Raw genomic sequence first — 13,208 nt, forward strand, 5'->3', positions numbered from 1 at the left:
GAATTCTCGGAAAGGTCGAGCCGGCGCTTATGCGGATCGGCGGCAGTGGTAACCGTTCTCGGTCCGATCGATGCGGGAGAAGAACTGCCACACCAATTCCGAGGCGTTGGGGCCACGAGGGTCGGTGAACTGCGCCGAGCGCGCATCAGGAGAGCCACCGGACCAGAAATGGCCTTCGCCGTGGACGGTCCAGGATTGCAGCACGGGGCACGGCGAGTTCGGGAGCTCCCATGTTCGGACCGTGAAGCGGTGGCCCTGGGCAACCTGCGCGACACCCTCACCGATGTTGGACGGTGTGGCGGGAATCGGTTCCGGAACACCTTGGGCGGCAAGGGTCGTGTTGTTGGTCAGTCGCCACTGCTCGACCGCCTCTTGCCCGCACTCGTAGGGCACGGTCTTGTCGGCGTCGCCGTGGAAGGCGATGACCGGCAGCACCCGGCGATGCTCGCCTTGAGCGGAAAATGCTCGCGCCGCCAGCGCTTCCGGTGCGGCGATCGGCAGGTAGGTGCCGACACATCCCGGCACGCCATGACCGAACGGACCGCCCGAATGCAGGCCGATCGCGGCATACAGGTCCGGGAAATGACCGCCGAGCATTGCCGTTTGGAATGCACCCGAGGACATTCCGAGCGCATAGATCCGCTGAGAATCGACGTGGTGGCGGTCGGCGACGAGCCGGGTCATACCCGCGATCGCGGCCGCGTCGCCCGATGTTCGCGATTCGTTTCCCGGTGCCGCCAGCCCCGACCAGCAGCGCCCTTGGAGTTCGTTGAGCGGGCTGCCGTCGACGTAGAGGACGACGAAACCCGCACGCCGGGCTATCGGGTCGAGCTGACTTGCCTGCTGCTGTTGCTCGGCGGTGGTGTTGCAGCCATGGACCATGACGAGCAGGGCCGGGGCCTCCGGTAGTGCGCCGGGCACGAAGCTGCGGTAGTCGTAGGTCAGCCCGCCCGCGGTGTAGCTGCCGGTGTCGGTGCGGTCTGCGGGCGGTGCCGCTGCGGCGGATTGGCTCAGGCCGAACACGGTGGCCAGTACTGCGGCGATCGCGGATCGGACAATCGTGGAAACGCCTGTCGGGATCACCGGGACGATCCGCTCGAGGAGCCGGTCTTGAGTCCGTTGGCCGATCCGCTCGGCAACCGCAGGTTGGCATCCGGCACCCCGGTTCCCTGCGGATCGAGCACGCCGTCCTGGTTCGCGAACGGGCTTTGTCCGGGCTCGGATTGTCTGGTGCGCAGGTATTTCCATACACCATCGACCAGCGTCGCCGCACCGGCGAGCAGCGTTCCGGCGAGCCCGCCCGCGCCGGCGAACGCGGCGATCGCGGCCGGTGTGGTGGCCAGGCAGGCCGGTCCGACGATCAGACAGGAACCCAGTCCGATCACCGCGCCGACGAGCGCCCCGACCACCGTGCCGACCAGGGTGCCGACGACGGTTCCCCGGGTGAGGTTTCCGGCGAGTTCGTTGAGCGCGAGCTGCTCCTCCATCGGCGAGGCAATGGAGCTGATACCGGCGGTGTCCGGCGTCAACGTCAGCGTGCGCCCGGCATCGGAGATGTGCTGGGTGATGCGGTGCCGTTGGCCCTCGAGCTCGAAAGCCAACGGCAGCACATCGATTCGGGTACCGCCGTCATCGCGGATCTCGATCGTCAGACCGTCGGCGGCGACGGCGAATCCACCGCTGGTCAGGGTGGTGACCACGGCGCCGCCGACCACCGCCGATTCGAACTGTGCTGCCGCGCCCGACTCGGCCGAGGCCGGTGCCGCCGCGATCGCGGCTGCGGCGAGAAGGACTGCCATCGCGCCGGCGGACGATCCCATGCCGATCGTGCGAGATGCCATATCAGCGAACCTCGGGTGCGGTGCTGGGCTTGCCCTGCGCGTACTCGCCGTACTTGCTCGTGCCGGGCGCCGCGTTGAGGGTGGTGAGATATTCGTAGAGCGCGAACGCGGCGGTGGAACCGCCGCCCAGCACGACACCGGCCAGGGCGCCGACGCCACCGACGAGCGTGATGATCGGCAGCGCGGCTACCACGCAACCGATACTCAAAGCCAGGCAGGAGGCGCCGGCGAGGGCGAACCCGGCGCCGATGCCGATGACCGCGCCGATCGCGGTACCGATCAGCGAGCCGACCGAGGTGCCGATACTCACCGAGTTGATGAGGTCGTTCATGGCCAGCTGGTTCTCGATCGGCGACGCGATCGGCTGAGCCGGGTGCAGCAGCAGGGCCGTGGTGTCCGGGACCAGGGTGAGCTGGCGGCCGTCGGCGGAGATGTACGGCCGAATCGGGAGATGCGCACCGTCGACGGTGGCGGCCAGCGGTAGCGATTCGAGATCTCGCGCCGCGGTGTCCCGAATCGTCACCGTTCGCGAATCCGGCGCGAGAGTGAAGGTTCCGTTCTCGAGGGTCGTTATTACGGAACCGCCGACCACGGACGCATGGTAGGTCACCGGTGACGTCGTCTCCGGTGCCGCCGCAGCATTCGAGGCAGTCGAGACGGAGGCGATCGCGGCGATGACGGCTGCCGAAATCGCACTGTACTTACTCATGTTTTCTTCTCATTTCACAAGGCGTGGACGTCAGTCCGGACGGCCCGCTTCGAGGCGGGCGAGGGTGAGCTGGAGCCAGGTGATGTAGGACCGCGCGTACGCGTAACCGTTCTCGTGGGCCAACGTATGGATTTCCCGGGCCCAGTTCGGGTCCAGCTCAGGGATTTGCGGGTCGTAGATTTCCGGGAGCGGCGCGGCGGGCGAGGTGGCGTCGTGCTCGATCCGGTAGGCCAGTTCGGTGCGGACGATGTCGATCGCGATCTCCCGATCCAACTGCCCGGCGAACACGAAGCGCAGGTTGAACTCCGGGTCCATCGGCCGCGGTGACGGCTCGTACGGGGAGCGTGCCCATTCCAGCAGCGCGGCTCGGCCCGCCTCGGTCATGGAATAGACCTTCGCGTCCGGCCGCCCTTCGCGTGCGTCGATCTCGAAACCCACCAGACCGCGATCGACCAATTGCGCTAGGCGCCGGTAGATCTGAGGCAGTTGGACCCCATAACCGAGGTAGCGGCCGGAGCCTGTCATCCACAGCCGCAGGTCGTAGCCGGTCAGGCGCCGCACCGAGAGCAAGCCGAGGATCACATAGTCGAGCTGCATCGGACTCCTATGTTCCTTCGAATGTATGAACACGATCACATCGACAGGCAGTCCGTGTCAAGAACTAAGTTTTGAGTGCTCACCAAGTTGACCCACCGGACACTCTTCATCGCGCCTATGTTCCTACGAACATAGGCACCGGACGTGGGTAGCGTATGCGCGCGGCCGTGATTGCTGTTAGAGTCCGCCGCCATGAGTTGGAATCGCGCCGCGGCGGCCGTGAGCATCGCCGCGGTCTCCGCACTGTTCACCTACGCTCCCGCCGCCGCCGACTTCCCTGTCCCGGCTTTCGATCAGTCGACGCTCGATCTGTGGACCGCACCCGCCGGTCCAGCAGAGTCGGCCACGATCGTGCTCGCCTACAGCTTCGGCAACCGGATTCCGGCGGGCGTGGACCCGGCGCGCGAGGTCGGCGCGCCGGGACCGGTCAACGAGGAGCTCGCCGCGGCGGTCGTCGCCGCCCGCGGTGATCGCGACATCCCGGTGTATGCCCAAACCGAAATCGCCGAGGTGCTCGTGTCCCGCTACCACCTCACCGATGTGGTCTCCATCGATCCGGTGCGCGCCACGGACGGCACGCTGGTATATCTGTCGACCGAAGGGGTGGCCGCCAAGGTCGCGGAGCTGCGTGGACCGTCGATGAAGTCGGACGCCGTGGCGGTGGTCGCCTTCGCCGACCATCAGTGGCGCGCCACCCACACCACCATCAAGCAGGGCTTCCACGCGTTCGCCCCGGCGGGGGTGACCATGCCCAGCACCTACGATCCGGAGTCGGGGCAGGCATGGACCCGGAGCGCCTCGGTATACCGGCCCAACGACCTCGTCAGCCGACTCGCCCTGCTGCGCTGATCCGCGTGACCAATCTGCGCATCCCTCGAGTCAGGAGTTGACAGTGCACAAGCCCACTCTGCGGTGGTGTATGGCCGCTGCCGCCGTACTCGCCGCAGCCACCGGGGTTCCCACCGTCGCGCGATCGGACGCAGCGCCCATCCAGATCGAAGAATCCGCTTACCCCACCAGCCAGGGCGAGCAGCCGATGACGGTCTACCGGCCCGCTTCGGACGGCCATGGGGCACGCCACCCCGGTCTGATTCTGGTCCACGGCGGCGCGTGGGTCCGAGGCAACCGCGAACTACTCGACAGCGAGGCGCGGGCGGCAGCACATCGCGGTTTCGTCGTATTCAACATCGACTACCGGCTGGACGCACCGCGCAATCCGCGGCAGTACCACGATGTCGAGGCAGCCATAGAATTCGCGCGTAGCCACGCCGCCGACTACGCACTGGACCCCGAGCGTCTCGGCGGTCTCGGAACCTCGGCCGGTGCCCACCTGCTCATGCAGGCGGTGACAGCCGATAAGGCGCCGTTGGCTGCGATGGTCGGATGGTCAGGGCCCTATGACCTCACCGGTCGCGCGGGAACGTCGGACGCGATGCTGGCGTCAGTGGCGGCGCTGGTCTTCCTCGGCTGCCTACCGGCCACTCCCAGTTGCGCCGAGCAAGCGGCCGCGGCATCACCGGCGCTACACACGGCATCATCGAACCCGCCGATGATGCTCTTCAACTCGAGTCACGAGCTGATTCCGCTCACCCAGATGACGAGCTTCGCCGATCGCCTCCGCGCCGACGGCGTCACCGTGCACACCCAGATCATCCCTGGACGCGGCCACGCGGTGGCCTACGCCGACACCGCGATCGGCCCGACACTGGACTTTCTCTCGGAACGTCTCCATTCCTAGAGACCCGAGACCGCCCCAGCGAATACCCGCGGATCACGGCGGCGACAGAAACCCGCTGTTCTGCCGCACATACCGCGTGGTCCTCAATGGTCGAGCGGGCGGGTTCAGGCAGTCAGCAGCAGTGCGGCGGTCGTCAGCATCACGGCCGCGGTGGTGGCGTGGACGCCGTAAGCGGCGGACTTCGGGCCTCTACTGAGCAGCACGATCATCGCGTCCCCGACCGGAATGAGCGCGAGGACGAGAATAAGCCCGCCGAGCAGCGTGGTGGTACCGGCAGCGAGGACGACGAGAATGCCTACCCCGCAGGCCATGTCACGGACACCCTTGACGCGCAGCCAGGCGCGGAAGGCGGTGTCTTGGATCGGCGAGTTCGGAATGCCGAAGCCGGCCGCACCCTGTGGCGCCCAGAAGAAGCTGGTGCCCATGACGAAGACGGCGAGGGCGATGACAGCGGCCAAAGAGTTGCCGACGATCGAAAGCATGATGAATTCCTCTGCACGATAAGTAATTTCGAAATTGGAAAACGAAGACAGGAAGGGACGGCCGCGCCACCCGTCCTCGCGGAGGACAGCGATCAGGCCGCGCGGACGCGGCGGATGTGACGGGCGTAGCGGGGACGGCCGATGACGTGCCAGATGGCGCGGACCGGTGCGGGGAGGCCCCCGAGCAGCGTGGCGCGTTCGGTTCGGTCGGCGTCCTCCAGGACCAGTCCGAGGAGCGTGAGCAAGGTGAGCTTGGGTGTGTGGGCCACCATGTGCTCGCCCAGGGCAGCCCACTCCCGCCCCGTGATGTGCACGGCCGCGAGCGGCAACAGCGCCGCCTCTTCATCGTCGAGATGTTCGACCAGGACCGCCCGGTGGTCGACGAGCAGCGCTACGAGGGTGTCGCGTTCATCGGCGCCGGCCGTGGCCTCCCACGCCGGGACCGCAGCGTCCAGTTTGGTCAGACCGATGTCGACGCGCTCGTGCTGGGCGCGCATGCGCAGGATGACTTCCGCTCCCGGGTCGACCCGGGACAGCAGTGGCGGCCACAGCAGTTCGTCCTCGCCCTCGTGGTGGTTCTTCAATCCGAGTCGGTAGTCGCGGAAATGAGCGGCGATGAGCGCGGCCCGCGCGGTGTCACCCGGAGTTACCGCCGCGACGAGGTCGATCAGCATTCGGGATTCGCGACGGAATGCGCGGTGCACGATCTTCATATCCTGGGTGTCGATGCTCATTGTTCGTGTCCTCCAAGTGTTTCGAATGCCTCGAGCCTGCGCTCGGGCGTTTGGAACGGACTGGGAACCGACTTGGAACGCTCGGACCTCGGCGTGCGTATGATGTGACGCGTCATGGTCTTTGTGCGGGTGCTGGGTTCGTTTGCTGCCGAGAGCGGCGGCGAGTCCATTCCACTCGGCGGGCCTCGGCAGCGCGGCGTACTGGCGCTGCTGATAGCCGCTCGCGGGCAGGTGGTACCTGTCGATCGATTGATCGAGGACCTGTGGCGCGGTGAACCGCCGTCGCGCGCCCTGGCGTCATTGCAGGCGTACGTGTCCAACCTGCGTCGTCTGCTCGAACCCGGCCGCCCGCCGCGAGCGCCGGCCCGCGTGCTGGTGAGCGCGGCGCCCGGCTACGCCTTGCGGCTGCCGCGAGAAGCGGTGGACGCCTGGCGTTTCGAGGAACTGCTCGACGAGGCCCGCACGCTGCCCGATCCACGGGCAGCCCGGATCCGGCTGACCGAGGCGCTGGCGCTGTGGCAGGGGTCCGCCTTCGCCGAGGTCGCCGACGAGCAGTGGGTCACCGCCGAGATCGCGCGACTCGAGGAGCTACGCCTGGTCGCCCGCGAGCTGCATATCGCGGCAGGCCTGCGCCTCGGCGACCCGACGGCGGTCGTGCCGGACACGGAGACATTCACCCGCGACCATCCGCTGCGCGAGGAAGGCTGGCGCCTGCACGCGCTCGCGCTGTGGAGCAGCGGCCGACAGGCCGACTCCCTCGGCGCGCTCCGCCGTGCCCGTGCCCACTTCGCCGAAGAACTGGGCCTGGATCCCGGACCGGATCTGGTGGAGCTGGAAGAGGCGATCCTCACCCAGCGCACGGACTTCCTCCGCACGGCCGTCGCGCCTGCGACGGACGAGCCCCGCGCCGCGGTGATCGTGCCGCCTCCCGTCGAAAAGCCTTGCACGGTACCGTTCGTCGGCAGGGAGAGCGAGCTGGCGGCGCTGATGGATACCGCCCGGGACACCGGTCACGCGGGCGTGCGTGTCGCGCTCGTCACCGGCGAGGCCGGGCTCGGCAAATCGAAGCTGCTCGAATGCCTCGGCGTGCGGCTGGCACGGGAGGGCTGGCTGGTGGCCGCCGGACGCTGTCCCGACCTCGACAGTGCGCCGCCCGCCTGGGCGTGGGTCGAGGTGCTGCGGACTGTCGCCGGAAGCGTTCCGCCGGGCGAGTTCGCCGACGACCTGGCGCCGTTGTTGTCGGAGTCGGTGACCGTCACCGGGGACGCGGCAGCCGGCCGTTTCCGGTTGCGGCAAGCCGTGTGGGCATGGCTGTCGGCGATCGCGGCGTACCGCCCCGTCGCCGTCATGCTGGACGACCTGCACTGTGCGGACGCCGCCACCCTGGAACTGCTCGCCGGTGTCGACACACGGCACCCCCTCCTGATCGTCGCGGCATACCGTGCGGACGAAAGCGAGCGCCTGGCCGCGACACTCGCGGCCCTCGCCCGCACCGCGCCCCTGCGGCTGGAGCTGCCCGGTCTCGATCGCGACGCCGTCACCGACCTGGTCCGCTCCGAATGCGAAGCAGACGACGCGACCGTGGCCGGTATCGCCCAGCGGACCGGCGGCAACCCGTTCTATGTGCGGGAGACCGCGCGGCTGCTGAACTGTGAGGGCGTGCTGACCGCACTTTCCGGGGTTCCGGAGGGTGTCCGCGACGTACTGCGGCGCCGGTTCGCCCGGCTGCCCGAGAGCAGTGTGTCCGTCCTGCGGCTGGCGGCGGTGGCGGGCCGGGAAAGCTCGGTGGATGTGCTCGTGCGGGCCGCCGATACCGACGAGGACGGCGTGCTGGACGCGCTCGATGCCGGCGTCATCGCCGGATTGCTCGACGAGCCCGGGCCCGGGCGGGTCCGATTCGTGCACGCACTGGTCCGGGACACGCTCCTGACCGATGTCAGCCGGCTGCGGGTCACCCGAATGCACGCCCGCATCGCCGTAGCGCTGGAGGACTCCGGTGATTTCGCCGCGCTGGCCCACCACTACGCACGAGCGGGATCGCCGAAGGCCGCAGGTTATTGCGCGCGGGCCGCCGAGCTCGCCGAGGCCCGATACGCTCACGATGTGGCGGCCGCACTCCTCGGCGACGCCGTCGCCAACTCCAGCGATCCGGACGAGCGGGTCGATCTGCTCGGCAGGCTGCTGCGCGCGCAGGTCAGAGCCGGAGCCTTCGACGCGGCCCGACGTACTCGTGAACAGGCCGTGGAGTACGCCGAGTCGCTCGGCCGCGAGGACCTGATGATCGCCGCGTTCACCGCCTGGACCGAACCCACCCCCTGGCAGGCCCGCGCCTACGCCACCGTCGACAAGCCCATCGTCGACCGTCTCCGCCATCTGCTCGAACGGCACGATCTCGACTCCGGCACCCGGTCCCACCTCCTCATCGCCTACGCCCACGAGTTGGTGGGCGAGAACGATCCGACGGTTATGGCGGCGGCGCGGGAAGCGCTCGACCTCGCCCCCTCTCCGCGCCTGCGGGCCGCGGCGCTGCTGCTCGTCGCCCGCGAGTCCGGGCGGGAAGAGTATTCGCGTGAGCTGGTGGAGATCAGCGTCGAGCACGACCTGCCCGTCTACCGGGTGACCGGTTTGCTCGAGCAGGCCGCGAACGCGGCCGCCGCCAACGACCCCGCGACCATGCGGCGCGTGACCGAGGAGGCGCTCGACCTCGCCCGCACATACCGGATGCCGGAAGCGATCGGCGCGGCCGAGATCGCGCTGGCGACACTGGTGCTCATCGAAGGCCGCTTCGCCGATGCCGCGCGGCTCTACCACGAGGCCACCGAACGCATGGAACGCGCCGGATCGGTGCATGCCGCGGGTTTCCTGCGGCTCCCGCGGGCGGCGATCTGGATCAACGACGGCACACTGGGCGACCACGTGGACGACGTGCGCGCGCTGCACGCGGCGCTCGGCCCGATAGCCGCCGACCTGCTGACCCTCGCCCTCCACGCCGCGGGACGCGGCAATGAAGCGGATCGGGTCCGCACCGAACCCGCCCCGATCCGGCGCGACTTCTTCTTCACCTTCCTGACCAGCCTGCGTGCGCTGGCGGCCGTCGCCACGAACGACCGCGACGTCGCCGCACAGAGCTACGCGGACCTGCTTCCGCATCGAGAAGGTCCCCCGGCGGGCGCGGAGAGCGTCTCCCTTGCCCTGCGCCCGGTCGCCCACACGCTCGGCGAACTCGCTCTGTACCTGGGCCGCGCCGAGGAGGCCGCAGCGCATTTCGCCCGGGCCGCCGCCATCGCCGACAGGTGGAACGCCTCCGGCTGGGCCGCGGAAGCAACTGCTCGCGCCGATCGCGTTCCAAGTCCGCTCCAAGTTCCTTCCAAAACCTGAGGCGCAGTGTCGAGCCCATCAGAACCGAACTGATGGAGGCACGAAACATGCACAACCCGCACACCTTCCGGGCCGCGGTCGTCCGTACCCCGAACGGACCCGACTCGATCGAGATCATCGACTTGCCGGTCACCGAGCCCGGCCCCGGAGAGGTCCGCATCGCGGTCGCGGCCGCGCCGGTCAATCCCACCGACCTCGGCGTCACGGGCGGATTCTTCCACCAGATGGGCATGATCAACCAGCCCTCCCACACCGGCCTCGGCTGGGACTTCGCCGGCACCGTCGTCGCCACCGGCGCGGGCGTGGAACTGGCCGTCGGTACCCGGGTGGCCGGCGTCGTCCTCGGTTTCGACCGCGACTTCGGCACCTACGCGGAACAACTCGTCGTCCCGGCCACTGATCTCGCCGTGGTTCCCGACGAACTCGACCTGGTCGCGGCATCGACTGTGCCGCTCAGTGGATTGAGTGCGGCACAGATCGTGGATCTGCTCGGCGATGCACCCGCCGAGGGCAACCGATTGCTGGTGGCTGGCGCGGCCGGGGCGATCGGCGCGAACGTGGCCGCGCTGGCACCCGACCGCGGCTGGCAGGTGACCGGACTGGCCCGCGCCGAAGACGAACCGTTCGTGCGCGGTCTCGGCGCCGACTTCCGTACCGAAGCCGAACCCGGCTGGGACGCCGTCGTCGACACCACATCGCAGCAGGCATGGAGCTTGAACCCGGTCCGCGACGGCGGATCCTTCGTCGGCGTCCGACCGAACCTGACGCCCACGGCCGAGCGCGGGATCACGGTGAACATTCTGATGGTGCACTCGGACGGCCCGTGCTTGGAAAAGCTGCTCGCCCGCGCCGCCGGCGGCGGCCTGCCCGCCCGGGTTCACGCGGTCCTGCCTTTGACCGAGGCCGCCGAAGCCCACCGCGCCATGGCCAAAGGCGGGACGCGCGGGCGCTACGTGCTCCGCCCCTGATCCCTCCCGCGCACAGGCAAGCTGCCCGTACACGGGCGTTGACCTGGCCACTTGATGGCTGGGCCGGGTCCCGACCAGGATTCGGTCCAGGTTCCCGGTGGGATACTCACCCATTCGGCAGCCCACCGTCGCCATCGGTGCGGCTCTCTGCCGGGTGTCGTCCTTCCGGACACCCTGCCGGGGTAGCCGAAAAAGGGGGGACTGCCCCGCTGTGGAGTAGCGGTGCCCTCCCCGTACGGACGAAACCAGTGCTTCGTCCGTACGGAGAGGGTTTACGGTGAGCATCATCGGCGTGCACCGGCGCAAACGCTCTCCGTCCACCCTCAGACGCGTCGCGTGATCGCGACCATCGAAGCCGTGGACCTCGAACTGCAAGGCCGGTCACCGACCACGACGCGACACTGATGGGCCTCAACTACCTCGGCAGTCCCGGCGGCCCTGTCCGGCCCGCAGGCGGCACCGAAAATGCGACGGCCTGGCCTGCTCCGGCCTGCATACAGGCTCGACGCTGGTGCGCCCGATATCGGTTCCGATCTTGAAAACCTTTCGCGGGGCATCGTCCAGGGCAGCCTCCCGGGCCCGTCCGTGCTCACCGCCGCGTTATCGACGTGCGGCTGCGGTCGGAATTGCGTTCCTTGAGGTGGTCGGCGAACCCCGGAGACAGGTCGGCCCAGCCCATCTGTTCGCGGGTCCGCGCAAGGGTCTTCTTGTAGGTCTTCGCATCGACGTATCCAGCGTGGCGAGGGGAATTCACCATGGCGATGCCACCGTTCAAGTCGGGACGGTCATTGGCAACGAGCTGGTCGAACCGACGGGCCGTCGCAGGGCGGGTGATCTGGTCACGCAAGTACTGAGCGATGACGTTGGAGATGTTGTCGAACAGGGTGTAGGCACTGGAGTTGGTTTCGAGAAAACCCAAGGTGAACAGGTTGCGATGGTGTCGGTTGAACGCGGTGAGGTACTGGGCGGGCCGGTCCCCGTTCCACGCGAACAGATCCGCGTCGACGTAAGGGATACGCATCTCGTAGCCGGTCGCATACAGGACCAGATCGACGCGTTCGCGGGAACCGTCGGTGAACACGACATCGGGCCCATCGAAACGTGCTAAATCGGGCTTGGCGGTGATGTCGGCATGCTGGAGATGATGCAGCAGCTGACTGTTGAGCAGCGGGTGCGATTCGAACAGCTTGTGGTCGGGCTTGGGCAGGCCCCAGCGGGTCAGGTCGCCGACCATCAGACGAAGCAGCCGGGTAGTGATGGGCCGTTCGATCCAACGCGGCACAGCGGCGCTCGCCTCGCCGAATTGATCGGCCGGGACGCCGAAGATGTGCTTTGGCACGATGTGGTAGCCGCGTCGGACACTGATGAAGGCGCCATCGGCGGCTTGGGCTGCGTCACAGGCGATGTCGGCACCGGAATTGCCCAGGCCGACGACCAGTACCCGTTTCCCTGCGAAGTCGCCGGCGCGCCGATGGGTGACGGCGTGCCGGACCTCGCCGTCGAACACCCCGGGGTGCTGGGGCATCCTGGGGTACCAGTTGGTGCCCGAGGCACAGATCACCCCCCGGTAGCGTCGTGGAGGACCGTGGTCAGCCGTGAACAGCAGCCACCCATCGCCGTCCTCGACAACCGATTCGACCTCAGTAGCGAATGCGATGTTCTCGTGCAGCGCGAACTCTGCGGCGAAGTCGCGGGTGTAGTCCAGGATCTGTGCCCTGCTGGGATAGTCACCGAAGTGATCGGGCATGGGGAAGTCGAAGAAGCCGGACACGTCGCGGGAGGAGATGAAGTGCGCCGATTCGTACATCGGCGTGCCTGGGTTGTCGAGGTCCCAGATGCCGCCGAGGTCGGTGTGCCGTTCGAAGTGGTCATAGTCGATGCCGTAGTGGCGCAGCATCCGCGCGGCGCTCAGACCCGCCGGCCCGGCACCCACTATCGCGACCGCTGAACCGCGGTCGATGACGTCGTGGCGGTGAGAGTCGGCGGTGTCGACCTCGGCAAGGTGCGCGGTCGCGTCGTCGTGGCTGGCAGTCATGGAGACCTTCCGTCGTCGATTGTCAGGTTCGGGTTGGCGGGCCCAAGTCCGGTGTCAGCGAACGGCTGTGCTCGTTGACGAACGACTCGGCGCATCCGGACTGTGCCGCCACCGATCACGTTCTCGCCGGCGCGGAAGGGCCATGATCGGCGTCGACCGGGAGGGGGTTGGTGGCGCCGCTCGTCAGACTGGTTTCGACTGGGTGTCCCCCGGCCATGTGCGCGAGCATGTCGAGTGAACGGCGTTGCCGTTCCCGCAATACCGTTGCGGCGAGTCCGCCGAAGAGGCGCCCGAGTACGGCCGAAGTAGGCATGAAGCTGATCGTGAAGCCCACAGTGGTGGTGCGGCGATCTTGTTCAGGTATCAGGTCGAACTCGATCGATAGGTCGGTGACGAACGGCAATCCCGTTCCATGGTGGACCTGACGAACAAGAGGCAGATATTCGGTGACGGTCCAGTGGGTGGTCCAGGCCAACGGCCCCAGAATTCGGGATCGTTCCCGATAGGTGACCCCGATGTCGGCTGCACCGTCGACGGACAACATCGCGACGGTGTGTGCGACCCACACGGGGTATAGGCCGGTGTCGCTGATCAATTCCCAGGCACGTTCCGGCGTTGCCGGAATGGCCCGAGATGCGCAGTAGCTCCGCACGTTGGTCTCCTGGGTGATGGGGCGATCGATGTGCGCTTCCGGTTCCGAACGGTGGGCGTGCGCGCTCGACTGTG

12 protein-coding genes are annotated in these 13,208 nt (G+C 68.0%); 4 read left to right on the forward strand and 8 right to left on the reverse strand.

Going from position 1 to position 13,208, the window contains the following annotated elements:
• Positions 1 to 27 precede the first annotated feature (27 nt).
• The 4 genes from ACIO52_RS21760 to ACIO52_RS21775 are packed head-to-tail and all read right to left on the reverse strand — an operon-like array spanning position 28 to position 3,186.
• Entirely contained in the window at positions 28 to 1,083 is a 1,056-nt protein-coding gene (locus tag ACIO52_RS21760; RefSeq protein WP_402646239.1) for an alpha/beta hydrolase family esterase, read from the reverse strand.
• Entirely contained in the window at positions 1,080 to 1,841 is a 762-nt protein-coding gene (locus ACIO52_RS21765) for a hypothetical protein (RefSeq protein WP_255587934.1), read from the reverse strand. The genes ACIO52_RS21760 and ACIO52_RS21765 overlap by 4 nt, the downstream gene beginning before the upstream one ends.
• Before the next feature lies 1 nt (position 1,842).
• Positions 1,843 to 2,550, reverse strand: a complete 708-nt coding sequence (locus tag ACIO52_RS21770; RefSeq protein ID WP_402646242.1) for a hypothetical protein — start codon at positions 2,548 to 2,550, stop codon at positions 1,843 to 1,845.
• 30 nt (positions 2,551 to 2,580) lie between these two features.
• Complete coding sequence (locus ACIO52_RS21775) at positions 2,581 to 3,186, reverse strand: PadR family transcriptional regulator (RefSeq protein WP_218719026.1); 606 nt, start codon at positions 3,184 to 3,186, stop codon at positions 2,581 to 2,583.
• Positions 3,187 to 3,339: 153 nt separating this feature from the next.
• On the opposite strand from ACIO52_RS21775, the gene ACIO52_RS21780 reads away from it, so the two are divergent.
• Complete coding sequence (locus ACIO52_RS21780; protein WP_402646245.1) at positions 3,340 to 3,996, forward strand: hypothetical protein; 657 nt, start codon at positions 3,340 to 3,342, stop codon at positions 3,994 to 3,996.
• A 70-nt stretch (positions 3,997 to 4,066) separates the two neighbouring features.
• Positions 4,067 to 4,885 carry an alpha/beta hydrolase gene (locus ACIO52_RS21785; protein ID WP_402646247.1) on the forward strand — a complete coding sequence of 273 codons (819 nt, stop codon included), beginning with the start codon at positions 4,067 to 4,069 and terminating at the stop codon, positions 4,883 to 4,885.
• A gap of 104 nt (positions 4,886 to 4,989) precedes the next feature.
• Here the strand turns inward: ACIO52_RS21785 and ACIO52_RS21790 are convergent, their stop codons facing one another.
• The gene (locus ACIO52_RS21790; protein WP_402646250.1) at positions 4,990 to 5,367 is read right to left on the reverse strand and encodes a DUF4267 domain-containing protein; all 378 of its coding nucleotides are present in this window, start codon (positions 5,365 to 5,367) and stop codon (positions 4,990 to 4,992) included.
• A gap of 92 nt (positions 5,368 to 5,459) precedes the next feature.
• Positions 5,460 to 6,101: a hemerythrin domain-containing protein gene (locus ACIO52_RS21795; RefSeq protein ID WP_218719022.1), complete on the reverse strand. Its 642-nt coding sequence runs from the start codon at positions 6,099 to 6,101 to the stop codon at positions 5,460 to 5,462.
• Positions 6,102 to 6,215: 114 nt separating this feature from the next.
• Between ACIO52_RS21795 and ACIO52_RS21800 the strand changes: the two genes are divergently transcribed.
• A complete protein-coding gene (locus tag ACIO52_RS21800; RefSeq protein ID WP_402646253.1) occupies positions 6,216 to 9,479 on the forward strand; it encodes a BTAD domain-containing putative transcriptional regulator in 3,264 nt (1,087 codons plus the stop codon).
• A gap of 47 nt (positions 9,480 to 9,526) precedes the next feature.
• A complete protein-coding gene (locus ACIO52_RS21805) occupies positions 9,527 to 10,447 on the forward strand; it encodes an NADP-dependent oxidoreductase (RefSeq protein WP_218719020.1) in 921 nt (306 codons plus the stop codon).
• A 589-nt stretch (positions 10,448 to 11,036) separates the two neighbouring features.
• Here ACIO52_RS21805 and ACIO52_RS21810 read toward each other — a convergent pair.
• Both ACIO52_RS21810 and ACIO52_RS21815 read right to left on the reverse strand, forming a co-directional pair.
• Complete coding sequence (locus ACIO52_RS21810) at positions 11,037 to 12,482, reverse strand: flavin-containing monooxygenase (protein WP_402646256.1); 1,446 nt, start codon at positions 12,480 to 12,482, stop codon at positions 11,037 to 11,039.
• Between the two features lie 115 nt (positions 12,483 to 12,597).
• Positions 12,598 to 13,134, reverse strand: coding sequence for an SRPBCC family protein (locus ACIO52_RS21815; protein WP_402646258.1), 537 nt, complete (start codon positions 13,132 to 13,134; stop codon positions 12,598 to 12,600).
• Positions 13,135 to 13,208 lie beyond the last annotated feature (74 nt).

Source organism: Nocardia sp. NPDC087230 (genome assembly GCF_044744725.1).
Lineage (GTDB): Bacteria > Actinomycetota > Actinomycetes > Mycobacteriales > Mycobacteriaceae > Nocardia > Nocardia canadensis.

Coding starts and splice junctions, on each gene's coding strand:
- ACIO52_RS21765 (WP_255587934.1), bottom strand. CDS start 1,841: ATGGCATCTCGCACGATCGGCATGGGATCGTCCGCCGGCGCGATGGCA.
- ACIO52_RS21770 (WP_402646242.1), bottom strand. CDS start 2,550: ATGAGTAAGTACAGTGCGATTTCGGCAGCCGTCATCGCCGCGATCGCC.
- ACIO52_RS21780 (WP_402646245.1), top strand. CDS start 3,340: ATGAGTTGGAATCGCGCCGCGGCGGCCGTGAGCATCGCCGCGGTCTCC.
- ACIO52_RS21785 (WP_402646247.1), top strand. CDS start 4,067: ATGGCCGCTGCCGCCGTACTCGCCGCAGCCACCGGGGTTCCCACCGTC.
- ACIO52_RS21790 (WP_402646250.1), bottom strand. CDS start 5,367: ATGCTTTCGATCGTCGGCAACTCTTTGGCCGCTGTCATCGCCCTCGCC.
- ACIO52_RS21795 (WP_218719022.1), bottom strand. CDS start 6,101: ATGAGCATCGACACCCAGGATATGAAGATCGTGCACCGCGCATTCCGT.
- ACIO52_RS21800 (WP_402646253.1), top strand. CDS start 6,216: ATGGTCTTTGTGCGGGTGCTGGGTTCGTTTGCTGCCGAGAGCGGCGGC.
- ACIO52_RS21805 (WP_218719020.1), top strand. CDS start 9,527: ATGCACAACCCGCACACCTTCCGGGCCGCGGTCGTCCGTACCCCGAAC.
- ACIO52_RS21810 (WP_402646256.1), bottom strand. CDS start 12,482: ATGACTGCCAGCCACGACGACGCGACCGCGCACCTTGCCGAGGTCGAC.